Annotated in this window: 18 protein-coding genes and 2 pseudogenes; 11 read left to right on the forward strand and 9 right to left on the reverse strand. The window is 41.8% G+C overall.

Annotated features, from left to right (window positions below):
- Window positions 1–112: 112 nt before the first annotated feature.
- Window positions 113–637 carry a Spy/CpxP family protein refolding chaperone gene (locus tag V7K32_RS11255; protein WP_334993123.1) on the reverse strand — a complete coding sequence of 175 codons (525 nt, stop codon included), beginning with the start codon at window positions 635–637 and terminating at the stop codon, window positions 113–115.
- A 537-nt stretch (window positions 638–1,174) separates the two neighbouring features.
- On the opposite strand from V7K32_RS11255, the gene V7K32_RS11260 reads away from it, so the two are divergent.
- The 6 genes from V7K32_RS11260 (at window position 1,175) to V7K32_RS11285 (ending at window position 6,371) form a co-directional block, all read left to right on the forward strand.
- Entirely contained in the window at window positions 1,175–2,440 is a 1,266-nt protein-coding gene (locus V7K32_RS11260) for a sensor histidine kinase (protein WP_334993125.1), read from the forward strand.
- Entirely contained in the window at window positions 2,440–3,102 is a 663-nt protein-coding gene (locus tag V7K32_RS11265; protein ID WP_334993127.1) for a response regulator transcription factor, read from the forward strand. The genes V7K32_RS11260 and V7K32_RS11265 overlap by 1 nt, the downstream gene beginning before the upstream one ends.
- A 484-nt stretch (window positions 3,103–3,586) precedes the next feature.
- A complete protein-coding gene (locus V7K32_RS11270) occupies window positions 3,587–4,051 on the forward strand; it encodes a hydrocarbon-binding protein (RefSeq protein WP_334993129.1) in 465 nt (154 codons plus the stop codon).
- Between the two features lie 101 nt (window positions 4,052–4,152).
- Window positions 4,153–4,524 (forward strand): roadblock/LC7 domain-containing protein, encoded by a 372-nt coding sequence (locus V7K32_RS11275; RefSeq protein ID WP_334993131.1) that lies wholly within the window; start codon window positions 4,153–4,155, stop codon window positions 4,522–4,524.
- A 173-nt stretch (window positions 4,525–4,697) separates the two neighbouring features.
- Window positions 4,698–5,237: a GTP-binding protein gene (locus V7K32_RS11280; protein ID WP_334993133.1), complete on the forward strand. Its 540-nt coding sequence runs from the start codon at window positions 4,698–4,700 to the stop codon at window positions 5,235–5,237.
- Window positions 5,238–5,498: 261 nt separating this feature from the next.
- Window positions 5,499–6,371, forward strand: coding sequence for a DUF4388 domain-containing protein (locus V7K32_RS11285; protein WP_334993134.1), 873 nt, complete (start codon window positions 5,499–5,501; stop codon window positions 6,369–6,371).
- A gap of 148 nt (window positions 6,372–6,519) precedes the next feature.
- On the opposite strand, the gene V7K32_RS11290 is transcribed toward V7K32_RS11285, so the two are convergent.
- Entirely contained in the window at window positions 6,520–6,951 is a 432-nt protein-coding gene (locus V7K32_RS11290; protein ID WP_334993163.1) for a nucleoside deaminase, read from the reverse strand.
- Window positions 6,952–7,039: 88 nt separating this feature from the next.
- On the opposite strand from V7K32_RS11290, the gene V7K32_RS11295 reads away from it, so the two are divergent.
- The 4 genes from V7K32_RS11295 to V7K32_RS11310 all read left to right on the forward strand — a co-directional run bounded on the left by V7K32_RS11295 (window position 7,040) and on the right by V7K32_RS11310 (window position 12,565).
- Complete coding sequence (locus V7K32_RS11295; RefSeq protein ID WP_334993135.1) at window positions 7,040–7,837, forward strand: ion transporter; 798 nt, start codon at window positions 7,040–7,042, stop codon at window positions 7,835–7,837.
- A gap of 109 nt (window positions 7,838–7,946) precedes the next feature.
- Window positions 7,947–8,783 (forward strand): S-formylglutathione hydrolase, encoded by an 837-nt coding sequence (gene fghA / locus V7K32_RS11300; RefSeq protein ID WP_334993137.1) that lies wholly within the window; start codon window positions 7,947–7,949, stop codon window positions 8,781–8,783.
- Between the two features lie 331 nt (window positions 8,784–9,114).
- A complete protein-coding gene (locus tag V7K32_RS11305) occupies window positions 9,115–11,565 on the forward strand; it encodes a hypothetical protein (RefSeq protein WP_334993139.1) in 2,451 nt (816 codons plus the stop codon).
- 223 nt (window positions 11,566–11,788) lie between these two features.
- Entirely contained in the window at window positions 11,789–12,565 is a 777-nt protein-coding gene (locus V7K32_RS11310; protein WP_334993141.1) for a Uma2 family endonuclease, read from the forward strand.
- A 130-nt stretch (window positions 12,566–12,695) separates the two neighbouring features.
- Here the strand turns inward: V7K32_RS11310 and V7K32_RS11315 are convergent, their stop codons facing one another.
- From V7K32_RS11315 to V7K32_RS11345, 7 genes and pseudogenes are all read right to left on the reverse strand, one after another.
- Window positions 12,696–14,303, reverse strand: coding sequence for a DUF1565 domain-containing protein (locus tag V7K32_RS11315; RefSeq protein WP_334993143.1), 1,608 nt, complete (start codon window positions 14,301–14,303; stop codon window positions 12,696–12,698).
- A 291-nt stretch (window positions 14,304–14,594) separates the two neighbouring features.
- Window positions 14,595–16,976 carry a phosphoketolase family protein gene (locus tag V7K32_RS11320; RefSeq protein WP_334993145.1) on the reverse strand — a complete coding sequence of 794 codons (2,382 nt, stop codon included), beginning with the start codon at window positions 16,974–16,976 and terminating at the stop codon, window positions 14,595–14,597.
- Window positions 16,977–17,259: 283 nt separating this feature from the next.
- On the reverse strand, window positions 17,260–17,700 hold the full coding sequence (locus V7K32_RS11325; RefSeq protein WP_334993147.1) for a hypothetical protein: 441 nt from the start codon (window positions 17,698–17,700) through the stop codon (window positions 17,260–17,262).
- A gap of 139 nt (window positions 17,701–17,839) precedes the next feature.
- On the reverse strand, window positions 17,840–18,406 hold the full coding sequence (gene rimM, locus V7K32_RS11330) for a ribosome maturation factor RimM (protein WP_334993149.1): 567 nt from the start codon (window positions 18,404–18,406) through the stop codon (window positions 17,840–17,842).
- Window positions 18,407–18,505: 99 nt separating this feature from the next.
- The gene (locus V7K32_RS11335) at window positions 18,506–19,789 is read right to left on the reverse strand and encodes a valine--pyruvate transaminase (protein WP_334993151.1); all 1,284 of its coding nucleotides are present in this window, start codon (window positions 19,787–19,789) and stop codon (window positions 18,506–18,508) included.
- Window positions 19,790–19,936: 147 nt separating this feature from the next.
- Window positions 19,937–20,317: pseudogene (locus V7K32_RS11340) on the reverse strand (IS1 family transposase); the annotation flags it as partial.
- Between the two features lie 203 nt (window positions 20,318–20,520).
- Window positions 20,521–21,416 (reverse strand): annotated as a pseudogene (locus tag V7K32_RS11345) (IS630 family transposase).
- Window positions 21,417–21,992: 576 nt separating this feature from the next.
- On the opposite strand from V7K32_RS11345, the gene V7K32_RS11350 reads away from it, so the two are divergent.
- Window positions 21,993–25,306 (forward strand): FG-GAP-like repeat-containing protein (locus V7K32_RS11350; RefSeq protein ID WP_334993153.1); only part of this gene is annotated, 3,314 nt, incomplete at its 3' end.

Here is a 25,306-nt window from a genome sequence, read left to right on the forward strand (position 1 = left end):
AAGGGGAAAAATTTCATCCCCTTTCCGCATCTTCTGCAAGAAGTCTATTAATTTTTGACTATGGAAAACAATGTTTAGACATTAGTCAAGTTAGCTATTTTTTGAAAAATTATTATTGGGGATTACCTTGTTGAGGGCGCGAAGGAGCATTTTGACGGAATTGCTCTAATTTTTGGCGCTGTTCAGGGGTCAAGACTGCTTGAATCTGTTGTTTTTCAGACTCCCGAATTTGTTTTATTTCGTTTTTCTGTATCTCACTCAGATTTAAGTCAGCAAAATCACCTTTCGCGCGACCATGATGCTGTCCTGGTTGTCGTTGATTTTGACCTGTTTGCCCTTGAGCCTTACGCGCTTGCCACTCAGCCCGATGTGCTTGTTTCGCCGCCTCTAACTTGGTCTTTTGTTCTGGGGTCAAAACAGCCTCCATTTTGGTGCGGCTATCGCGGTGAATTGTCTGAATTTGGGTTTGTTGGGCATTTGTTAGACCCAATTCTTTCCAAGGGCCTCTTTCTTTCTGTGGAGTTTGTGCAAGTAACACGGGTGAAGGAGAGGCTGTTTGGGCATTAACAGCAAAGGAAGTTGCACTTAAAGTTAGAGCGATCGCTCCAGCGACTAATGATAATGCTTTGAGTTTCATTACTTATCTGGTGGGTTTTTCCTGGTTGGATGCCACTATCATAAGAATTTCTCTTTAATAATCACATGAGGATAAAGTCATGGTTTTACCCATGACTTTAGTCATGATTGAATTTTGACAAATATGATTGACAATAAATAGTTAAGTAGGTAGGCGTAATTAAATATAAGATAAAACCTCACCCTCAATCCCTCTCCTTAATAAAAAGAGAGAAGCCGGAGGCAGGATAATGTTTTATATTTAATTTGACCGACTTACTTAAGAGTTAGATGTTAGATGTTAGATGTTAGGAATAATAAAAACTTTAATTTTTATGAATTTATAAATCTTTGTTTAAATTGTTAGACAACGTTTTTACAACCTAATTTTTCTCTTAAATTTTCACTTAGCGAAACTTTTAAAAGGCGGATAATATCGCTTAAATATCCGAAACTCCAAACTCCTAACTCCTAACTCCTAACTCCTAACTCCTAACTCCTAACTCCTAACTCCTAACTCCTAACTCCTAACTCATTCAAAACTGGAGCCAAGCTGCTAATGAGTCGTCCAATTGAAATTAAGAAACATCCTTTTCCGTCTCTACTTTATCTGGAGTGGACATTATTGGCGATCACCGCATTGACAGCCGTTATACCACCTCCGTTAGGGCATTTTCGTCCTAAGCCTCCAGAACTATCAATTTGTGGTGCATTTCCAGACTTGTCAGTTTGTAGCATATTGCCAGAACTATCAATTTATAGTCTAATTATTTTTGCGGCAATGGGCTTAAGATTACCCAGGAATAATCCGACAACTAAGGTAATCTACACAGGGATTGAAATTTTATTAATTTTAATAATTGGACTTTTTGGGGAAAGATTTGCTCGCCTGTTCCCCTTTCTCTACATAATTTTAGTGACTCGCAGTTGTTTGATTTTTCAGTTAAATGGGCGTTTATTTGTTACAAGTTTGTCATTTTCCTTATTTTTAGTTACTACACAACTAAAATATCAGTTATTCAATTTTCCAGCATCGCCACAGGCACAAGAGCGATATCGATTTTTGATTTTGAATTCGTCGCTGGTATTTGGCTTAAGCTTGGTTTTTGTGTTGTTGATGATGAATGCAGTATTGTCTGAACGGCAAAGTCGAGAAAAGCTAGCGATCGCTAATGAAAAACTGCGCCAATATGCCATGCAAATTGAAAATCAAGCTACTTTAGAAGAACGCAACCGCATTGCTCGGGAAATTCATGATTCTTTAGGACATTCTCTAACTGCTTTAAATCTACAATTAGAAACCGCTTTAAAACTATGGCACTCTAACCCAGGTAAGGCTGAAACATTTCTAGCAACAGCAAAGGAATTAGGTTCAAAAGCCCTAAAAGATGTCCGCCAATCTGTTTCTACTATGCGTTTGAATCCCTTACAAGAACAATCTTTAGAACGGGCGATCGCAAGTCTTTCAGAAAACTTTTATCGCTCCAATGGCATTTTACCAATTTATCAAATCAACCTGCAATATCCTCTACCAGCTGAAATAAACACTGCTATTTACCGGATTACTCAAGAATCATTGACAAATATATCTAAATATGCTGTTGCCACAGAAGTTAAACTAGAACTGGCTACCACTAGAGGCAATTTGCGATTGATAATTCAAGATAATGGTAGAGGTTTTGATTTAGGGCAAAATACCACTGGTTTTGGGCTTCATAGTATGCGCGATCGCACTTTAGCACTTGGAGGTGAGTTTAATATTAATAGCGCTCCTGGTTCTGGTTGCAAAATTACAGTTAATATTCCCTTAACGAGGTTGACATAATGATTAAAGTACTGTTGGTAGATGACCAAGGTTTAATTCGTCAAGGATTAAGAGCGTTATTAGAATTAGAACCAGATTTAGAGATAGTGGGAGAAGCAGAAAACGGTGAACAGGCAATTAATTTAGTTGCTAAATTTCAGCCAGATGTAGTATTGCTAGATATCAGAATGCCCATTATGGATGGAGTTGCAGCCACGCGAGAAATTCAAAAACGCTTTGGCAAAACTAAAATTTTAGTACTGACGACTTTTGATGATGATGAATATGTATCAGCAGCCTTGCAAAATGGGGCAATGGGTTATTTATTGAAAGATACACCCTCAGAAGAATTAGCTGTTGCTATTCGTGCCGTTTATAAAGGATATACTCAATTAGGCCCAGGTATAGTTAAAAAGCTATTAACTCAGTTTTCTAATGGTACACCAACCCAGTCACCGCCTGTACCGTCTAGTTTAGCTGAACTCACTCCGAGAGAAAAAGAGGTTTTGCGGTTAATAGCTACAGGCGCTAGTAACCGAGAGATTGCTCAACAACTCTACATTTCTGAGGGGACGGTAAAAAATCATGTTACGAATATTTTAAACAGATTAAACTTGCGCGATCGCACTCAAGCTGCGATTTGGGCAAATACCTATTTATCCTATTTAAATGAGCCTAATTAAATAATCTTTATCGGAGTAAGAGAGATTAGAGCAAGTGAGAAGCTTGCTCTTAGGGGGTTAGATGAGGGGTTCAGTACCTACTCAAGCGAGAACCGCTAGAAGTAATTATCATGAAGTCAGCTATTTTGCCCTAAATCATAACTTTACTATTTTCCTCCCAAATATTGAGATTGCAACAATATAACTCCCGAAATATACTGAGTCACTATTTGTAAAAAGTAAAAATATCCGTAATCATGCGGTTTAGGATCAATATTTCTCTAAGCATAATCAAAGTAATAAAGAAACTGATTGATGAACAACCTATCTAACCAGTTGCACTAGTAGTCTGTCAAGTTAACTATGCAAACTAAATAAGTTTGTAGTAAGGACTTTAGTCCTTATGTTAATGACTCTTAGTGCTTACTAAGCAACAGGCTTACGTTAGTTGGATGTGCTACTAAAATTTAAGGATTGTTTCCCATACTCTACCTAACAAAAAGATATGCCAGAATTCCGAAAAGAACTAGGTGATTTTAATAGTGTTAAGTGTTTTAAAGCAGCGATTGTAGGGCTAGAAGAAGCATTAGGAGAAAAAGCTACAGCCATTGCCCTAACCTCCGCAGGTCGCGCACGGGGTAAAAAACTAGCCGAAGAATTGGGTTTGTCAGGAACGTCAATTCCTTTAGAGGATGCAGCACACAAATTGGGGCAAGCTTTGGGTAAAGAAGGTACGCGGTTGTGCATAATTGACAAAATTGTTACTCAAGACGATGTAATTAAAGTTTACACAACTGAAACCGTATGTTCTGCGGGTGAAGCGCCAAATTCAGAGCGTAAGTGTACATTTACTATGGGTGCGGTTTGGGGAGCTTTGGAGCAAGTAACCCACAAGCGCTTGAGAGGGGTACATACCGAATCAGTGCTTCGGGGTGGCACTCACGACGTATTTGAGTTTACTCCTTTGTAATAACAGATATATTAAGTCAATCAAACATGAGTTTTTGATTTGGGATTTGAGACAATCCCAAACTCAGATTTAGCTAAATTAAAACAACACAGAATACTTCAATGGCAATTAATACAGATAAACTTGGCAGTATCTTACAAAACTTTGTTACTGGTACGCTTGGTGTTCAGGGTGCAGCACTTGTTACTCCCGACGGTCTACCTTTGGCGGCTAGCTTACCTGGTGGAATGGACGACGAACGGGTATCAGCAATGTCGGCTTCCATGCTTTCTTTAGGCGAACGTATTGGTATTGAGCTATCTAGAGGTAGTGTTGACCGGATTTATGTTGAAGGTAACAAAGGCTTTGGTATTTTGACTAGCTGCGGCCAAGATGCAGTGTTACTCGTGTTAGCTAGTGAGACTGCTAAACAAGGATTACTGATGCTAGAAATCAAGCGTCTCCTCGCAGAACTAAAGCTGATTGTGATGTAATTGGTGGTTGGGTTAAATTCAACATCAAAGCTAACCAAATCAAAAGTTCCCTTGTAGACAAATACTTAGTCTTCCAGGGAGCTTTTAAATTAAGGCTTAAAAGCCATCAAAGTAATTTGGAATTTTGAGCTTGCTAGTCATTAATAATTATTTATTTACGGGCTAAATAAAACATGGAAAATATGTGCTTGATTGTCACAGGAACCGTAGGCGCTGGCAAGTCCACCTTTATTCGTTCTGTAAGTGAAATTGATGTGGTAGACACAGATACCCGTGCAACAGACGAAACAGCATTGCTTAAAGCAAGAACTACTGTCGCTCTTGACTTTGGTCGGCTGCAATTTAGCCCCGGCATGGCGGTGCAGCTATATGGGACACCTGGTCAATCTCGCTTCGATTTTATGTGGGATATTTTGATTCGCAAGGCTCACGCTTATATCTTGCTAGTAGCGGCACATCGCCCTGGAGAATTCCGCCAAGCACGTCAAATTCTCGCCTTTATGAACCAACGGGTACAGATTCCGATGATTATTGGTGTAACCCATACCGATTGCCCTGGAGCTTGGTCTGAGGAAGATGTATTACTCGCCCTTGGTTTCATGCCTGAGAGTAACCGACCCCCCATTGTCAAGGTAAACGCAACCCAAAGAGACTCTGTAGCTGAGGCAGTAATTGTTCTAGTACAGCATTTAATGCAAAGTTATGCAGCCTAATATATTTTTAAAATTCTGTATTTTATAGCAATCTTTTTCTTACTAAGTTTTAAGTGCTATAAATCCAATTATATTACGACTTAATAATCTTTAAAATCAATTGTAAAGTTGATCAAGTCAGTACTTTTCCCACTTTTCAAAAATAGAATCAAAAAAAATAGCAATGACACGGATTTAAACAGAATGGTAAAAATATTTAAATAGAGTTAGGTAACAATTAGTGTAGATTTACAAAAATCAACGAATTAAAGAAGGAATATTATGGCTATTACTGGTAATTTTGCCGATTTTTCTTTGCCAGAATTACTTCAATTTTTAGAGCAAGGACAAAAGACAGGACTACTTTATATTGGGTTTGTAGTTGGAGACACTAATAATAGTACAACGCAAGCCTACTACATCTGGCTGCAACAAGGTCGCGTGATTGCCGCAGCTGACCGCTTAGACCAAAAAGGTTTAATGTCAATGATTGCTCAACGTGGGTGGATAAGCGAGCGCGTTGTCTCTAGAGTAATTAAAGTTGATGCCTGCTCTATTAACACACCGATGGGGCTGTGTTTAAAGTCTCAAGGACTGCTGGAACCCGAACAACTGAAAATACTATTTAACACCCAGGTATTACGGCAAGTATGTGCTTTATTTCAAATTAAGGATGCTCTGTTTACATTTGATTCGACAGCAAATTTGCCTTTAGCAGAAATGACAGGTTTAAGTATGTCAGCGACTGAGGTTATACTCCTGGGATTGCGAGCCTTACGAGACTGGACAGCTTTGGCAGATAAGCTACCAGACTGCACTTCAGGTTTATCAAGTTTGGCGAAGAAACAGCCGCAGATACCTCTTAATGCTCAGGAATGGCAAGTATGGGAATTTGTTAACGGTCAGGTTTCTCTAGAAAACATTGCCAATCAGCTGAGAATATCCACAGAAACTGTGCAGCAAATTGCCTTCCGATTAATAGTGGTCGGTTTGGCAGAAGAACATTTTATGGTTGCTGCTCCCCCCGCGTGTACCTTGGAAGAGTACACTCACCCAATTGCCTCAGTAGAAACAGTACAGGAGCTTCCCCAAAAGCCAATTGTTAGTCAGTCTTTTCTCAAAAATTTAGTGGGTTTTCTGCGAGGTAAAAGCTAGTACCGCAAGGCAGAAGTCAGGCATTCACGCATTCAGGCATAAAACTGAAAAAGAATGTATAGACGTAGCACTGCTACGTCTATACGTTTATAGAATGGTTCTAATAACCTATATTTCATTTCGGTAGATGTCTACTAAATTAATATATTTAAGATAATTTAAATAACTCCAAACATTCATTTTTTAAAACATCCTTTGTTACTTTGATATTTCTAAATGATTTAGCGATGACTTCTTCGCAAGATATATTAATTTGTGATTGATTGACCAAAATTAAATCTTGAATTGAAGCACCATATACAATTTCTGCTACACCACTCCAAACACAAGCAGTTGCACACATCGGACAAGGTTCGCCAGTCGTATATATGCTATAACCTTCTAAAGAAGGATTTTTAAGTTTAGCTGTTAAACTACGAATAACGTTGATTTCCGCATGGGCTGATGGATCTTTGTCTCTACTCACAGTGTTATGAGCTACGGCAACGACTTCGTTATCTTTAACAATCACTGCACCATAAGGCGCATCTCCTTCTTTTGCTTCTGCCAAAGCTAAACGCATAAAATATTCTGGGTTCATATAAGCTGAGGTTAACATAAGGATAATGATTAATAATATCCTATTTCTAATGCTATAAGTGGGAATTAAGATGAGTTAATGGTCGAATATGTTACTGAGCAGACAAGAAACAGAATTCTACTTAAAAGACCTGGAAACACCATTAGGTAAAGCGATTAATTTAACACTTGCCGCTATGGTGCTAGTATCATCAGGAATTTTTGTGGCAGAAACTTATAATATTCCTGATTCTGTGCGGTTTCAATTACATTTAGTTGATAGTGCGATCGTCATCATCTTCGCGGTAGAATATTCACTCCGTCTGTGGAGTGCCGAAAACAAAATTAAGTATATTTTTAGCTTTTATTCGATTATTGACTTAATGGCGATTTTACCATTTTTTCTCGGAATGGTGGATATTAGCTTTATCCGCCTACTGCGATGGTTTCGGATTTTACGATTAATCAGATTTATCGATAGAAAATTTTTATTCGCCACTATCAGCACGGAAGATGGAATGATTTTTGCGCGAATATTATTTACATTATTTGCAATTGTTTTTATTTACTCTGGCTTAATTTATCAAGTCGAGCATCCGGTTAATCCTCAAAATTATGGTACTTTTTTAGATGCCTTTTATTTCTCTGTTGTCACAATGACAACTGTAGGTTTTGGCGATGTGATTCCAATTTCGGAATTAGGGCGCTTGCTAACAGTATTGATGATTTTTACAGGAATTGCGCTGATTCCTTGGCAAGTGGGAGATTTAATTAAGCGAGTTGTGAAAACTGCTAATCAGGTAGAAACAGTTTGTTCAGGTTGTGGTTTGGCTTTTCATGATGTAGATGCTGGGTTTTGTAAAAGGTGTGGGACTAAGTTACCTAGTCGTAGTACTCTGTCAAGCTAGTAATGAAAAGTTTGTAGTCAGCACAAAGCGCATAGCGTGTTAATTACCAGGTAGTTCAGGGTAAAATAATCTTTCTCTGGCGATCGCTCAAGGATTGAAAATACAACCAATGTCTAACCTCAACCTCCTTTTTGAATATAAAAGCTTTGGTGGCAAACTCGGCTTTTACAGCCATTTCTCCTCAAGCTGTAACGGTGAAATGCGCTTTGCTGTCTATCAACCACCACAAGCAACTCAAAAACCTGTACCGATTCTCTATTTTCTCTCTGGGTTAAGTTGCACAGCAGAGAATTTTATGGTAAAGGCGGGAGTGCAGCGCTTTGCATCTGAGTACGGTTTGATATTGGTTGCACCAGATACGAGTCCGCGTAATACTGGCATTGCAGGTGAGGATGATGACTGGGACTTTGGCACAGGTGCGGGTTTTTATGTTGATGCTACAGAAGAACCCTGGCGTAAAAACTACCAAATGTATAGTTATGTCGTCGAGGAATTACCTGCTTTAATTACCGCAAACTTCCCCACGCAACCTGAAAAACAAGGTATCTTCGGTCATTCGATGGGGGGACATGGGGCGCTTGTATGTGCGTTGAGAAATCCAGAACTTTACAAATCAGTATCAGCCTTTGCACCTATTACTGCACCTATGCGTTGTCCTTGGGGTCAAAAGGCTTTGGGTGGTTATCTTGGCAACAATCAAGAAAGTTGGCGTGATTATGATGCTAGTGAGTTAGTTAAAAAAGTAGGATATCACAGTTCGATTCTGATTGATCAAGGGACTGCTGATAAATTTTTAGCTGAACAATTAATGCCTGAAGTGTTTGAGCAAGCTTGTGCAGATGTTAACCAGCCGCTAAACTTGCGTTATCAAGAAGGCTATGATCACAGTTATTACTTCATTGCCAGTTTTATTGAAGATCATATCCGCCACCATGTGTTAGCGTAGCTTACCGTAGGTATCGCTTTATTAATTACAGCAGTTTTCATCTATTTAAACCCGACGTTTCTATTTTGATTTTTGAACAAGACTACGAGAAATATGATGCTGTAAAAGTCTAACAAAAATAATGTAATATCAAATTCGAGCGATCGCTTTTAATAAAATCTATCAATGTAACTTGGGTTTTAGCAAGATTCCCGTAAGGGTACGGCAGTAAAACTCAATATTTGCGGGACTACAATTTTTTACAAAGCCAAGTGGATTGGACGATAGTTAGTGAAACGGCGATACATGACAGATATATAATTGGTTAAACTTTGTTTTTGAGCAAATAAATATGAGTGATTTTGACCATTCTCAGCGTCGAAAAGATTACATGATTCTCTTCGTAATTTGGCTGATAGCATTAGCTATAGATAGAGCTTGGTTTTTCTTAGATGAATCGATTCCAGCTTACGATCAAAGCGCACATTTAACGACAGCATTACATCATTATAGAATTTTTCAAAACTTTAATATTTTCTCAGGAAATTGGTGGTTATCTCTGTGGGAATTAACTCCAAGTTATCGCGCTCCTTTTGTATATATTTGCACTGTCCCATTTTTAATGTTGTTTGGACGTGGATATGACCAAGCAAGTTTGGTCAACTTATTTTATACTGCAATGATTATAGTTTCAGTATATCATTTAGGTAATTTTTTATTTAACAACCGAAAAACTAGCATAACTGCCAGCATATTTTGTCTGTTATTTCCTATTTTGGCAGTTATTCGGACAGATTATTTATTAGATTATGGTTTGACAGCAATTGTTACAGTAACTTTTACAGTTTTGACTATTTGGAAAGATAATTATATTGGGTTTTTGTCATGGGGGTTAACTATTTTATTGGGCATTGGAATAGGTTTAATATTGTTGGCTAAACCTACAGGTTTTATTTTTATTTTAGTTCCTAGTATTTGGGGATTAATTAGTTTTATTAGAAAACGCAAATTTATCAAGTTAATTCAAGCTTGCTTATCTTTGATGATAGCTTGGTTAATTTGTAGTTTTTGGTATGGCTTAAATTGGTTAACAATTATTACATCGGCATTAAACGCTAATCAAGTCGGAAAAAGCGAGGGCGATCCTTCTGCTGCAACTATTGCTGGATGGTTATACTATCCACAACTGCTCCCAGAAACCGTTGGTTTACCAATATTATGTGTGAGTATTGGCATTTTATTGGTTTATCTGATTAAATATAAATTTACTACTAATTTAGTTTCAGTAAATCTCTATAAATCGGCTCGAATTTGGTTATTAGTTACATTAGTAAGTAGCTATATAATTTGTTCTTTGGCTACAAATAAAGACATTAGATTTATTTTGCCATGTTTTCCTGTAATTAGTTTAATATTGGCGGATTTATTCAACTTAATTGAAAATATACATTTTGAGAGACTGAGATTAGCCACTCTGGTATTAAGTATCATAGTTTTACTCAATAATTTGTTTCCATTACCCCTAATTCAAGCATGGGGTGGTAGACATTTACCTAATAATGATGCTAAAAAATATCCTCTGGAGAAACTGATAGACAGAATCAACGAAACAAATTTATATTTAAGGTCGAATTTAGGGGTAATTCCTGTTTCTACACCTCAGATAAATGAGTTTACTTTAAATTATTTTGGGGCATTAGCAGATTTTCGCGTATCCGGCAGAAAATTAACAACCAAATTATCTCAGGTAGAGCAAGATTTACAATATTTTTGTTGGTATATTACTAGAGATAATGAACCATATAAACCTGGAGAAAGTGGAGAGACTAAACGGAAATTAAAATCTTTAGTCGAATCTTCTAATAATTTGAAATTACAGGGCGATTGGATATTACCTTATGGAGAGAAAATGCGATTATATAACTGCAAAAATCCTCCTGTAGTTGTTGAAAAAATAAGTAATAGTAATTCTGCAATTAGTATAGAAGAAGTGGCAATTTCTCAGCAATTAATTGTAGGTAAAAATAACCCTGTGAGCTATGAAATAACAGGTTCATGGGATGATTTGCAAAATGGTATATTACTGTTAAGATGGCAAAAGAGCCAATCATCTTGGTATCACGATCATGCCATTGGCTTGGGTAATTTATCCTGTGGCATCAAATGTCATCCTGAAGGAACTTTCCGGGTGAAAGAAGATTTAGCTACATTTATTCCTAAAACACTACCACTAGGAAAATATCATCTATCAGCATTATATTTAGATAGAAGAAACAAGCAAATCACATCTTTAAATATTCCCGATATTACTGTAAGTGTGACAGATGTAGGAACAGTAGAAAAATCGCCAGCTTTAGATTTAGTTACCCGCACTTCACAGCTAGCCCAAGAGTTACAACAGGGTAAAATAAATAATATATTTGTGCAGATAGCTCATTTTAATCAATACGATCCTACTCAAGATTATTTAAAACAAATTGATTTCGCGGCTAATTATTATCTGCAAACAGAGCCAAATAACTTAAATTGGCGTTACACTTTAGTCTTATCACAACTTTTACAGCGCCAAGTCCCAGAATTAATCCAAAATTTAAAAGAATTAACTAAATATGATGCTCAAAATCCTTACACATGGGTTTATTTAGCTTTTGTTTATTTATATAATTTTCAACCTGCACAAGCTGAACAAAAATTAGCGATCGCAGAACAATTAAAACCAGATATACCCGAATTAAAAACTTTAAAAACTGTAACAAATATTATGAAAATTTTGTTATTACAATGGTTTGCTACCAAGGAATAGAAAAAATGGAGAGTTGCTGCTTGAGGGGATCGACAATCAAATCAGAGGCGACTTGAGTTAGGGCGCAATCATTGAGTAGAAACCAATGGATGTTGGGTTTTTTTATGTTAAGCCAACCTACGAGGAATTGCGATCGCGCCCAGTCCCTTTTTTTTTGCTCCTGTCATCGCCTCTATAGCCGTCCTAGAAGCGATAAGATTAAAAATAAATTCATACTGTGTTTATGGCAACCCAACTCAGTGAAGCCAAATCCCAAACTGAACTGGTAATCTCTTGGGAAGCCTTACCCAAGGATTTTAAACTAGAGGATGAACCAGTGGAGAATACAGGTCAGCCACTTTTGGCTGGTGCTTTGCGGGAAAGCTTAGAAATCAGTGGATTCATCCAACCCCAAATGTTGATAGCTTCCAACTTTGGTCTTTGTGCGACAGTCAACGGCCAATTTATTGCTAAAGCACCAGACTGGGTTTATGTACCATCGGTTAATCAAGTTGTGGGTAATCGTAAAAGTTATACACCCAATTTAGAAGGGGATATTCCAGCGATCGCTATCGAATTTCTATCTGATACTGAGGGTGGAGAATATTCGGTAAAGCGAGCTTATCCACCAGGAAAATGGTATTTCTACGAGCATATTTTGCAGATTCCCATCTACATAATTTTTGAACCAGAGGGCGGTTTATTAGAATATTATCAACTCGAAAATAAACGTTATGAGTTAAAGCAACCTGACGAAAATGGTCGTCATTGGATTGATGTAATGGGCTTATTTTTGGGAACTTGGCAAGGAACAAAAGAAGCTCGCACTGGCTATTGGTTGCGCTGGTGGGATCAAGCTGGTAATTTGTTACCGTGGGCTGTGGAACAGATTGAGCAAGAACGCCAACGCGCCGAACAAGAACGCCAACGCGCCGAACAAGAACGCCAGCAAAAAGAACGACTGATTGCTTATTTGCAATCTCAAGGTATTGACCCAAATAATTTGCCTCCGTTCGAGTAGTAATTAAAAACTGCGTTTTTCAAATTAAGTATGAATTTACTTTGCTTAATTTAGAACCCTTTTGTAGGGGCAATTCATGAATTGCCCCTACAAAAATCATGCAATTTTGCAAAACAAATTATTTTTCCAATTAAGCAACAATATAAGGCGAGTCAATCGCAACTACACGACCAGCGTCTACCAAGGCTTGATAGACCATCACCGCTACCTCAGCGCGTGTAGCATCGCGGGTAGGATTGAGTTGTTTGACGTTAGGATGATTGACGATAATCCCCTTGTCTATAGCTTTTACTACCTCATCCTTAGCATATTCAGGAATCTTTGCTTGATCGTCAAAAGTTTTGGTAGATGTACCATCAGCAGATAACCCCAATCCATTTACTAGGGAGACAATCACTTGCACGCGCTGGATATTTTTGTTAGGGGCAAAGGTATTGTCAGGAAAACCAGAGAGAAATGAACCTTGATATGCCTGCTGAATTACCTTGGATGCCCACAAGTCTGCTGATACATCTTTAAATTTGATCGCGGGGCGGTTTGACGGTGGGTTGAAAGCTTTTACCAGTAATGCAGCGTATTGCGCCCGTGTCATTGTAGCATCCGGTTTAAATGTGCGATCGGGAAAACCATTAACTATCCCCAATTTGACTAATTCCCGAATAAAGCCACCTGCCCAATGATTCGTAATATCGGTTAATTCTATAGTGGGCGTGGTAGTAGGTGTTGGGGTGGGAGTGGGCGTGGTAGTGGGTGTTGGGGTGGGAGTGGGCGTGGTAGTAGGTGTTGGGGTGGGAGTAGGTGTTGGAATGGGAGTAGGTGTTGGAGTGGGAGTGGGAGTGGCTGTTGGCGTGGGCGTGGGTGTCGGAACAGAACTATCTGTAAACTCTACATTTCCTGTGACTTTAGACGTATCTATTTTATTTCCCACAGAAACCAGCTTGTTAGAACTGGCATTTTGTAAATTAAATTTACCGTTATTGCGTAGAGTATTGCCTCCTAAGTTATTGGTACTGCCGATATCCGGTAGGGCAGTTCCGATTACTGTGATACCATCGTCAGTGTTATTTTCGCAGACATTGTTACGCAATATCGGACGAGCGCTGCCAGAGATGACAATTCCAGAACGGTTTTCGGAAATTCTGTTATCTCGAAGGGTGGGTGATGCAGTATCACTAATGGCAATGCCAAAACCTGTTTTTAAGCAGGTATTATCTATAATTTGACCTTTAGAATTTTTAGCGATCGCAATTCCATTGGCTGCATTCTCATTGAACACATTACCTAGAATAACTGGATTAGCCTCGCCTGTAGTAAATATCCCCTCGCGCTTACACTTGGTGAAGGTGCTATTAGCAACAGTAGGGGCAGTTGATTCAATCCAGACACCACTACCACGGCTAGCTAAATTTGTTACAGTCACTCCGCGCACTTCGGCTTTATCTAGTAGCACAAATGTGACATTCTGAGCAGCAAAAGTACGGCTCAAATAGCTACCACTCCCTTCAATTAAAATACCATTGCCTTTATTGGTTTCATTACCCACCACTGTCACCCCAGATGGAACCGTTAGCGGAAAAACTTCACCGCTAGCAGCATTGTAATTACCTTCTGCTAGTTGAATCTTGGTGTTATCTGTAGATACCTTGAGGGCTTGCGTAATAGTTTTGAAGGGGGCTTGTTGGCTACCTGGGTTGGTATCTTTACCTGATACGGAATTTACATAAAAAATTTGAGCCATATTTATACTTCCAAAAAATACATAGCTATCTTAGCGCTAACCATCAAAGTAAGTAGCGTTTGATGCATTAAGTAACTTAAAGTACTCCTCACTGCGACAGAAGCGTAATCACAATTAGCCCTTTGAGGGTGACTCGTAAAATAAGATTGTTTTTCTCAGCGTTCTCTGTGCCTCTGCGGTTAAGAGTAATTATTTTAACCGCAGAGGCGCAGAGAACACAGAGATAAGAAGTTAAAATAATTCGTAATTCGTAGTGAAAAATTTAATTACGAATTACGAATTAGTAATTACTTAATATGGCCATTTCCAATTACGAATTTCTGGCATATCGTCGCCGTATTTCTCAATGTAATGTTTGTGTTCGATTAGCTTATCTTCCAACTCCTGTTTGACATAAGCTGCCCTATATCCTAGTTTTGGTACGCGATCAATTACGTCCATCACGAGATGAAAGCGATCTAGATCGTTAAGCACAACCATATCAAAGGGAGTGGTGGTGGTTCCTTCTTCCTTATAGCCACGCACATGCAAGTTATCATGGTTGGCTTGGCGATAGGTTAGGCGATGAATCAGCCAAGGATAGCCATGAAATGCAAAGATAATCGGTTTGTTTGTGGTGAAAATCGTTTCAAAGTCTTTTCCGTTCAAACCGTGGGGATGTTCGCTTTTCGGCTGTAGTGTCATCAAATCGACTACGTTCACTACTCGCACCTTTAACTCAGGGAAGTGCTGGCGCAGAATGTCCACAGCCGCTAAGGTTTCTAGGGTGGGAATATCCCCAGCGCAAGCCATGACTACATCTGGTTCGCCGTCTTTGTCGTTACTTGCCCATTCCCAAATACCGATGCCTTTTGTGCAGTGCTTGATAGCAGCATCCATATTTAGGTATTGCAATGCTGGTTGCTTTCCGGCAACGATGACGTTAACATAGTTGCGGCTTCTTAAACAATGGTCAGTTACCGATAGCAGAGTGTTGGCATCGGGGGGCAAATACACGCGAACGATTTCTGCTTTTTTGTTGATTACATGGTCAATAAAACCGGGGTCTTGGTGCGAGAAACCGTTGTGGTCTTGCCGCCAAACGTGGGAGGTGAGTAGATAATTGAGGGAAGCAATTGGTTTACGCCAGGGAATATCTCTGGTCGTTTTCAGCCATTTGGCGTGCTGATTGAACATCGAATCAATGATGTGGATAAACGCCTCATAGCAAGAGAAAAACCCGTGGCGTCCGGTGAGAAGGTAGCCTTCTAACCATCCTTGACAATTAGTTTCGCTGAGAACTTCCATCACCCGACCGTCGGGGGAAAGGTGGTCATCTTCCGGGAGGATCTCGGCTGCCCAATCTCGGTCTGTAACTTCTAGCACAGCGCCTAAGCGATTTGATACCGTTTCGTCGGGGCCGAGGATACGGAAGTTGCGGCTTTCTTGGTTAAGTTGCATGATATCCCGCAAGAATCCTCCGGCAACTTGGGTAGCTTCTGCGATCGCTTGCCCTGGTTTTAGAACATCTACAGCATAGTCTTGAAAGTCCGGCATCTTCAGGTCGCGCAGTAAAATACCGCCGTTAGCGTGGGGATTGTCACCCATGCGTCGATGCCCTTTGGGAGCCAATTCTGCTAGTTCGGGAATTAGCTTACCGTTAGCGTCGAAGAGTTCTTCTGGGTTGTAACTCTTCATCCAATCTTCTAGGAGTTTCAAATGTTCTGGCTGTTTGGCTATGTTGCCAAAAGGAACTTGATGCGATCGCCAAGAACCTTCTGTTTTTTTGCCATCTACTTCTTTTGGCCCTGTCCAACCTTTGGGGGTTCTCATGACAATCATTGGCCACTGGGGACGTTCGGTGAAACCGTGGACGCGGGCTTCTCTTTGAATACTTTGAATTTCGGCGATCGCTATATCTAGAGTCGCCGCCATCTGCTGGTGGACATCTGCGGGGTCGTCACCTTCGACAAAGTAGGGCTTGTAGCCGTAGCCTACAAATAAGCTTTCTAATTCCTCATGGCTGATGCGTGCCAGTACTGTTGGGTTAGCAATTTTATACCCATTCAGGTGCAGAATCGGCAGTACAGCCCCATCATGCACGGGGTTAAGAAACTTATTGGAATGCCAGCTAGTTGCTAAAGCACCCGTTTCAGCTTCGCCGTCACCCACAACAGCAGCAACAATCAAGTCAGGGTTATCAAAAGCAGCACCGTAAGCGTGGACGAGGGCATAACCTAGTTCCCCGCCTTCGTGGATCGAACCGGGGGTTTCCGGTGCAACGTGGCTGGGAATACCACCAGGGAAAGAGAACTGTTTGAAGAGTTTCTGGATTCCTTCAGCATCCTGGGAGATGTTGTGATAATACTCGGTGTAAGTGCCTTCTAGATAGGTATTGGCTACCAGTCCTGGGCCTCCATGACCAGGGCCAGCAATATAGATCGTGTTTAGGTCATATTTTTTGATGACCCGATTTAGGTGAGCATAAATAAAGTTCAGCCCTGGTGTTGTTCCCCAGTGACCCAAAAGCCTGGGTTTGACGTGTTCTAGCTTTAGCGGTTCTCTCAGTAGCGGATTGTCGAGTAGATATATCTGCCCAACGGAAAGATAGTTAGCTGCACGCCAGTAGGCGTTTATCTTACGTAATTCTTCATCTGTTAAAGGCTTTGTTTGTGGAGTTGTAGCTAATGTCATTTCGACACTCCATTCCAAAAGGATTTTGATGGGTTAATCAGTAACGAATTATACTTGTTTTCCAGATGATGGCCATCTACCCATGAGAAGTTTTTCTAGCCTAAGAGGTTGAATGAACAAGTGTTTTGCTGTGATTTTAGGCACTTTTAAATCCCCCCTAACCCCCCTTAAAAAGGGGGGAACCGGAATCAAAGTCTCCCAATTTATCGGGAGATTTAGAGGGATCTAAAACTTTTGATACCGAAAACAGGACTTTTCAAACATCCTCTAAAAGTAGATGTTCTCAAAGTTTCTTTTCAATCAATAGTTCCATTTCATAATATGAAGTATTTTCTTTTACCCATGTTTCCATAAGTTCACCAGCTAATTGTGAAGATTCCTCTGAAAGTTCGCACGTAATAACTAACTCTTCAATAAAATTTTCATCATCATCAATAGATCCAAATTTATCCATCCATGCAACAATAGACATTGTTGCTTTACTCGGTTCATCTTGATAAATACAAATACCTTTTCTGTTATCTGGCGATATTAAACTATAAATTGGGCTGCCATCTAAAAACGGGGTTCCATCAATAAAATGAATGTTCAACCAAATTTCCCATCCATGTTCCTGTCCTTGATTTTTTATAAGAATACTCTCACACAAGTTACGCCAAAAATATTCAGAAGCTTTGTACTCCTGAATATTTGATAAAAAGGTTTTAAATAGATGTTTTACCATTTTTTTATTCAACTAGACCAAATCAACATCTCCTCGCATCAAATCGCATCTTCTTGCTAATTTTCTCATGTGTTAAGCTCTGCTTCCTCTTGAAGTATCCAGTAGAGTGTAACTAGCTAAAGGCAGATTAAGGAATGACCTAATTATTAATTTCCAATAACCCCGGCGGCGGCGTGATTTCAATGCGATTAGATTTCAAGTCTACTACTGGTGCGATCGCTTCTACAAATGGAATCAAAACAGTCTTTTGCTTTTTGTCAGTAGCAAATGATTCATGCAATTTTACTTCTAATAAATCATTGCCAGCCGGGATGATATCTACCACCGTACCAACCAGTTCGCCAGAGACTTGCATGAAGACTTCCAAGCCAATTAAATCGAGGACATGATATTCATCTTCGCCTAATTGGGGGCGATCGCTTGCTGGCACCATTAACTTACAACCGCGCAACGCCTCCGCCTGATCGCAATTTTCTACGCCAGCTAATTTGATTACATACAAGTTTTTGTTACTGATATAACGTCCCGTCAATAATTCGATTGGTTGCGGTTCTGTATCACCTGAACGCAACAACCAACGTTTTCCCGGTACCTCAAATCTTTCGGGGAAGTCAGATACAGGATAAACCCGTAATTCCCCAGACAACCCTTGAGGCGCAACAATCTTACCAATTTCTAGCCAATTATCTGATTTGTCATTTGTCATTTGTCATTTATCATTGGGGAAAAAATTCTTATAACTCCAAACTCCAAACTCCAAACTCCAAACTCCTAACTCCTAACTCCTAACTCCTAACTTCCCCTACTAGGCACTCACCGCCGCACCTTTATAAGCTTCTTCAGCCACTTTTGCTAAACGTTGCATAGCAGAAGTAATCTCCTCATCGCTGCCTGTAAGGCTGATGCGGAAGCATTGGTGTTTGTGCGCCCATTCTTCCTCTAAACCGGGGAAGAAGTTACTTCCTGGGACAATAATCACACCTACTTGCTTGAGCTGCTGGTAAAATTCCCAGTCAGTAATGGGTAAATCCTGTAACCACAACCAAGCAAAAATTGCTCCTTCACCGCGATGGAGGAACCAAGGTAAATCCTTGGGCATCGCTTGTTCTAAGCTGGTTTCTAAAACGGTAAACTTATTTTGGTAAAAGGGACGGATGACAGTGTGAGAAATTTCTACTAAAGCACCAGAATTGATTGCATAAGCTGCGATCGCTTGGCCGTAACGTGAAGAATGGAGACTCATATTTGCCTGAAAACACTCCAGCACTTCAATCCACTTTTCATCCCCAATGGCAATACCAACCCTTTCTCCTGGTAATCCTGCTTTCGATAAACTCATGCAGTGGAGAATATTATCACCAAACACTGGTGTCATTTCGGTAAAGTTCAATGCTGGGAAGGGAGGCGCATAAGCTGAGTCAATTAACACTGGCAGATTGTAAGGCGCAGCGAGGGCAGTAATTTTTTTCACCTCATCCTCAGTCAGGACATTACCAGTGGGATTACAAGGGCGAGAGAAGAGGACACAACCCGTATTTTCTGTAATCGACAGCTGGCTGAAGTTGGGGCGATATTTAAATCGGTGGGAGGCTTCATCAATATCGAGAGTTGGTTTGTAGGCGATTAAGGCTTTTGGAACTAAGCAAATACCGCCGTAACCTGTGTAGTCAGGGCTGAGGGGCAAAACGATTTGTTTTAACTCGCCGCTAGGGGTGTAGCCACCGAAGCTATTAACAGCGTAGAAGTAGAGGCTTTGACTACCGGGGGTGATGAGGATATTGCGATCGCTTAAGTTTAACCCGTAGCGTTTGTTAAAATCATTGGCGATCGCTTCAACTAACGGTGCATAGCCCTGACTTGAGCCGTAGCGACAAACTACCTCACCATATTCTGGACTTGCAAGAAGCTGTGCAGTACAATCGCGCCATAATTGCTCTACTTCTGGCAAAATCAACGGATTACCAGCACTCAAATTAATAAACTGCTGCCCTGCACCCGCTCGTAATGTTTCGATAATATCCTTCATGATTGCTCTGACGCCAGTCAGGTTGGACATTTGAGCGCCAATTTGAGTTAGGGCAGGGTTCATAAGCTGTGACAAAATGTATTAATCGAGGGGTGGACAAATTATTTGGGGATTGCTGCTGACATCCAGTTTACATCGTTGTCAAAACAGCTGTTGCCGCCTTTAACCGGCGTTGCATAAATGCGGGATAAATCAGTTAAAGACGGGTATTTATCTATACTTTAAATAGTAAAGTAACAACCGAATTGAGTATTTAAGCATATCTACTGCTTTGGAATAGCATAATGTTTTTTTATGTAAGCGTGCCAAGTAATGACCTAAACGGGTATTTTATCCTTCAACTCTGGTCATGGTTTTACTGACGATATGTCCTGGCTCAATAAAACTAGGGTAGACTTTCCATCCATCAGTAACATAAAAATAGCACTGTCAGCAGCAAACTTTCCTCCCACAAAGGTTTAAATGTTTCAGCACTATGGTTTCCTAAAACCCAAGCTAAAATTCCTTGACGAAAGTGATTTACTGCTGTCTACAACCAACTTTTGTTTTTTTGAACCTACAAAAGTCCTCCAGTTCATCTAACTTTCCAACTTATAATATTTCTTTAATTGGTGGTGCATCTAGAAGTTTTTCTCCAATAAGTTTTTCGCCAATAAATTACAGAAAGAGCAGCTTTAGCAGAAGATTGTAGGAGCTTTAGCAAAGTATAAATTTTTACTATTTGCACTAGCGAACAACATCGCTAGAATTTTTGGCGTTTAGTGATTAACCATATATAGCAACCGCCAAGGTGGTTAGGACGCAAAATGTAAGACGTGCTCAATGGCATTTCGTAAACAATCAAACTGCGCTAGTTTTTTGCGGATTCGACTTTTTAAGTAAAACCAGCATTGCTCAATTTTATTGAAGTCTGGTGAATAGGGGGGTAAGTATAACACTTTACAACCCGCCTCCTGAATCAATTGCTCAATCCGCCCGCCTTTGTGAAACGTAGCATTATCCATTACTAGAACCTGTCCTGCTTTAAGTATTGGAAGCAAACAAGTTACAAGCCTTGTCTCAAATACTGTTCGATTACATGCCCCTTCAACAGTGAAGGGAGCTATCAGGTTTTGGTTACACAGCGCTGCAATCATATTGACTCGCCCCTCACGTCGTCCTGACTTCAGTGCATGGAAGCGCTGCCCTTTTTCATTCCAACCATAATCATACCCATCTCGACTATCCATGCCAGACTCATCGAGGTACACGATGTTCTCTCTTGGTACTGTGGACAACTCCGCTATGAACGCCTGTCGTTTTGCTTCATCCCGCTCGCGGTAGCCATAAGTCTTTTTTTTCGAGTAAAGCCTATTTTCTTCAGGGACCGTGAGATAGTGCGTTAGCGTAGCTCGCCGAAGGCATCGCTAATTTCTCCTTCCCAAAGTGAGGCCATCTCAACTTGAGTTTTATCCCCATGAGATAAAGCAAACTCATGAAATTTCTCCCAGTCAGTGATCTTGTGACCATTACCAGGAGGTTGATTAGGCAAAGCTTGAAAATCTCCAGTAATGGCTTGCCGCTTCAGCCACAAGTCGATGGTATTGCGACTGATATTAAACAATTGACTGGCTTCACTTTTTTTCAAGCCATCGAGCTTAATGGCTTGGATGACCTTTTGACGAAGGTCGTAACTGTAGGGTTTGGGCATATAGCGATGCCTTCGGCGAGCTACGCTAACGCACTAACCGGGGCAAAGGAAAGGCTAATACATCCAGTCTATACCCAAACCGCCTTGGCGGTTGCTATACATAAGTAAGTGGGCGCAAATAATCATCACTAGCTCGTAGTTGCGCTAAAGCGCAAGAGGGCGCAACTACGAGCCAAATACAAAGATTTTACTTTTCGTTACATAGTTTGATTTTATCTTGCCTACCTACTTACAGCAGATATAAAGTCAACAATTACTTTAAGTTTGTTTAAACATTTATTGTCTGTAACATTCACCGCCAGCCAACAGTATGTAGTGTTGGGTTTCGTTCTTCAACTCAACCGACTAGTACAGTGTGGCGTAAATAAACCACCCATTCCAAATCAACGAAACCCTTATGCTGTATACATTTTTAATTTTTAATTCCGCTCTGCGTACTACGTGACATCTCAAGCAAATGGAGTGATTTTACTGAGGATAAAATGCTGATTTTAGGTTATTCCAATATAAGTATTTTTTAAATTAGAGATACCACTTATCAGAATTAATACGTAAATTCCAGAATACTGAAACATCATGACAACTACTAACGCCACAGTCACAAAGCAGACTCTAGTCATCATCGATGCCGGAATTGATGACCATCAAATACTCGTCCAAGGCATTATACCCACAGCCAAAGTAACTGTCCTCAACAAACACCTTGACGGCATCGCCCAAATCAGCGCCGTCTGCCATAACTATCCAAAGGCCAGTATCCAGATAATTGCCCACGGTAGCCCCGGCAGCTTACAACTAGGTAATAGCCAACTAAATTTAGACAACCTCCACACCTATCGCCAGCAACTACAACAATGGCTTGCTGCCGAAATCCTCATCTATGGGTGTGAAGTCGCCAGAGGAGAAACGGGAAAAACCTTTATAGAAAGCTTACACCAACTTACTGGGGCAAACATTGCCGCCTCAGCCCAGAAAATCGGCAACGCGCAACATGGGGGAAGTTGGGAACTAGAGGTGAAGATCGGGCAAATCGCCTCCACACTAGCGTTGCAACCAAAAATTAGGGAAGCCTACCCTGGAGTGTTTGCCACCTTTGCCACCGCTACCAATTTCAGCGCCGGGACTAATTCCTATTCAGTAACAGTGGGAGATTTCAACGGCGACGGCAAGCTCGACTTGGCTGCTGCTAATATCAACAGCAGCAACGTCTCAGTGCTACTAAGCAACGGCACAGGGGGCTTTGCCACTGCCACCAACTTCAGCGTTGCTCCCAATCCCCGATCAATCACAGTGGGAGATTTTAACGGCGACGGCAAGCTCGACTTGGCTACCGCTAACTTCAACAGCAGCAACGTCTCAGTGCTACTAAACGGCACAGGGGGCTTTGGCACCGCCACCAACTTCACCGTCGGGACTAGTCCTTTTTCAGTCACAGTGGGAGATTTTAACGGCGACGGCAAGCTCGACTTGGCTACCGCTAACTACAACAGCAACAACGTCTCTGTGCTGCTAGGGAACGGCACAGGGGGCTTTGGCTCCGCCGCCAACTTCAGCATTGCTCCCAATCCCCGATCAATTACAGTGGGAGATTTTAACGGCGACAGCAAGCTCGACTTGGCTGCTGCTAACTTCAGCAACAATACCGTCTCAGTGCTACTAGGCAACGGCACAGGGGGCTTTGCCACCGCCACCAACTTCACCGTCGGCAGTCTTCCCATTTCAGTCACAGTGGGAGACTTCAACGGCGACGGCAAGCTCGATTTGGCTACCGCTAACTACAGCAGCAAAACCGTCTCAGTGCTGCTAGGCAACGGCACAGGCGGCTTTGCCACTGCCACCAACTTCAGTATCGGGACTAGTCCTTTTTTAGTAAGAGTGGGAGATTTCAACGGCGACGGCAAGCTCGACTTGGCTACCGCTAATAACAGCAGCAACACCGTCTCAGTACTACTAGGCAACGGCACAGGGGGCTTTGCCACCGCCACCAACTTCAGCGTCGGGGCTAGTCCCACCTCAGTAACAGTGGGAGACTTCAACGCCGACGGCAAGCTCGATTTGGCTGCTGCTAACTTCAGTGGCAATAATGTCTCAGTGCTGCTGAATACCACCCCTAAAATTACGATCGCCCCAGGCACTAACCCCACAGAAGGCGGTACAGTCGGCAACTTCACCATCACCCTCGACACTGCCGCCCCAGTTGGTGGCTTAGTGGTTAACTTTAACACCACAGGTAGCACCGCCACCGCCACCACCGACTACACCTTGGCAGCAGCTACAAATATCACCGCTGTCACAGCCAACACATTTGCGATCGCCGCTGGGCAAACCACCGCTACTTTAACAGTCACAGCTGTCGCTGATGGAGTCTCTGACCCCAACGAAACCGTCACTGTCAACCTAGAAGCCAGCCCAGACTACATCCTTGGTGCCAACAGCACCGCCAATTTCCAACCAGCCACCAACTTCACCGTCGGCAGTAGTCCCTATTCAGTCACAGTGGGAGACTTCAACGGCGACGGCAAGCTGGATTTGGCTGCTGCTAACTTGGGTAGTAATAATGTCTCAGTGCTGCTTGGCACCGGCAGTGGCAGCTTTGGCACTGCCACCAACTTCACCGTCGGCAATAGTCCCCGCTCAGTCACAGTGGGAGACTTCAACGGCGACGGCAAGCTGGATTTGGCTGCTGCTAACTTGGGCAGCAATAATGTCTCAGTGCTGCTTGGCACCGGCAGTGGCAGCTTTGGCACTGCCACCAACTTCACGGTCAGCAGTGGTTCCCGGTCAGTCACAGTGGCAGACTTCAACAACGACGGCAAGCTGGACTTGGCTACTGCTAACTTCTACAGCAATAGCGTCTCCGTGCTACTAGGCAACGGTACCGGTGGCTTTGACACCGCCACTAACTTCGCCGTCGGCAATGGTCCATTTTCAGTTACAGTGGGAGACTTCAACGGCGACGGCAAGCTGGACTTGGCTACTCCTAACTTCTACAATAACACCGTCTCCGTGCTGCTGGGCAACGGCACTGGCGGCTTTGCCACCGCCACCAACTTCACCGTCGGCACTTTTCCCCAGTCAGTCACAGTGGCAGACCTCAACGGCGACGGCAAGCTGGACTTGGCTGCTGCTAACTTCAGCAGCAACACCGTCTCCGTGCTGCTGGGCAATGGCACTGGCGGCTTCGCCTCTGCCACCAACTTCACCGTCGGTAATGGTCCCCGCTCAGTCACAGTGGGAGATTTCAACGGCGACGGCAAGCTGGACTTGGCTACTACTAACTTCTACAACAACAACACCATCTCAGTACTGCTAGGCAACGGTACGGGCGGCTTTGCCACCGCCACCAACTTCACCGTTGGCAGTAGTCCTAATTCAGTCACAGTGGCAGACTTCAACGGCGACGGCAAGCTGGACTTGGCTGCTGCTAACGCCAGCAGCAACACTGTCTCCGTGCTGTTGAATGTCACAAGTGCCAGTTTAACAATTGCCGAACCTGTCGCCCCAGTCATCACCCCCACCAACACCGCCCTCGCCTACACTGAAAACGACCCTGCTAAAGCCATCGACCCTGGTATTACCGTCACCGATGCCGACTCCACCAGCCTCAGCAGCGCTACTGTCAGCATTACCAATGGTTTTGTCGCCACAGAAGACACCCTCGCTTTCACCAACCAAAACGGCATTACTGGCACTTGTACTAACGGTGTCTTAACCTTAACTGGTAGTGCCACCGTCGCCCAATATCAAACTGCCCTGCAATCTGTTACCTATCAAAACAGTAGCGATAACCCCACCACAAAGCGCACTATCAGCTTTGTTGTCAATGATGGCAGCTTAAATAGTACTGCTGTAACCCGCGACATTAATTTCACTGCCGTTAATGATGCCCC

Origin of the sequence: Nostoc sp. (assembly GCF_036917635.1) — a bacterium.
Lineage (GTDB): Bacteria > Cyanobacteriota > Cyanobacteriia > Cyanobacteriales > Nostocaceae > Nostoc.

Bases quoted from the DNA above. Each gene is read 5' to 3' on its own strand.
- V7K32_RS11305 (WP_334993139.1), top strand. From the start codon at position 9,115: ATGAGTGATTTTGACCATTCTCAGCGTCGAAAAGATTACATGATTCTC.
- V7K32_RS11335 (WP_334993151.1), bottom strand. From the start codon at position 19,789: ATGAACCCTGCCCTAACTCAAATTGGCGCTCAAATGTCCAACCTGACT.
- fghA (WP_334993137.1), top strand. From the start codon at position 7,947: ATGTCTAACCTCAACCTCCTTTTTGAATATAAAAGCTTTGGTGGCAAA.
- rimM (WP_334993149.1), bottom strand. From the start codon at position 18,406: ATGACAAATGACAAATCAGATAATTGGCTAGAAATTGGTAAGATTGTT.
- V7K32_RS11310 (WP_334993141.1), top strand. From the start codon at position 11,789: ATGGCAACCCAACTCAGTGAAGCCAAATCCCAAACTGAACTGGTAATC.
- V7K32_RS11290 (WP_334993163.1), bottom strand. From the start codon at position 6,951: ATGAACCCAGAATATTTTATGCGTTTAGCTTTGGCAGAAGCAAAAGAA.
- V7K32_RS11280 (WP_334993133.1), top strand. From the start codon at position 4,698: ATGGAAAATATGTGCTTGATTGTCACAGGAACCGTAGGCGCTGGCAAG.
- V7K32_RS11315 (WP_334993143.1), bottom strand. From the start codon at position 14,303: ATGGCTCAAATTTTTTATGTAAATTCCGTATCAGGTAAAGATACCAAC.
- V7K32_RS11320 (WP_334993145.1), bottom strand. From the start codon at position 16,976: ATGACATTAGCTACAACTCCACAAACAAAGCCTTTAACAGATGAAGAA.
- V7K32_RS11255 (WP_334993123.1), bottom strand. From the start codon at position 637: ATGAAACTCAAAGCATTATCATTAGTCGCTGGAGCGATCGCTCTAACT.
- V7K32_RS11295 (WP_334993135.1), top strand. From the start codon at position 7,040: ATGTTACTGAGCAGACAAGAAACAGAATTCTACTTAAAAGACCTGGAA.
- V7K32_RS11275 (WP_334993131.1), top strand. From the start codon at position 4,153: ATGGCAATTAATACAGATAAACTTGGCAGTATCTTACAAAACTTTGTT.
- V7K32_RS11265 (WP_334993127.1), top strand. From the start codon at position 2,440: ATGATTAAAGTACTGTTGGTAGATGACCAAGGTTTAATTCGTCAAGGA.
- V7K32_RS11325 (WP_334993147.1), bottom strand. From the start codon at position 17,700: ATGGTAAAACATCTATTTAAAACCTTTTTATCAAATATTCAGGAGTAC.
- V7K32_RS11260 (WP_334993125.1), top strand. From the start codon at position 1,175: ATGAGTCGTCCAATTGAAATTAAGAAACATCCTTTTCCGTCTCTACTT.
- V7K32_RS11270 (WP_334993129.1), top strand. From the start codon at position 3,587: ATGCCAGAATTCCGAAAAGAACTAGGTGATTTTAATAGTGTTAAGTGT.
- V7K32_RS11285 (WP_334993134.1), top strand. From the start codon at position 5,499: ATGGCTATTACTGGTAATTTTGCCGATTTTTCTTTGCCAGAATTACTT.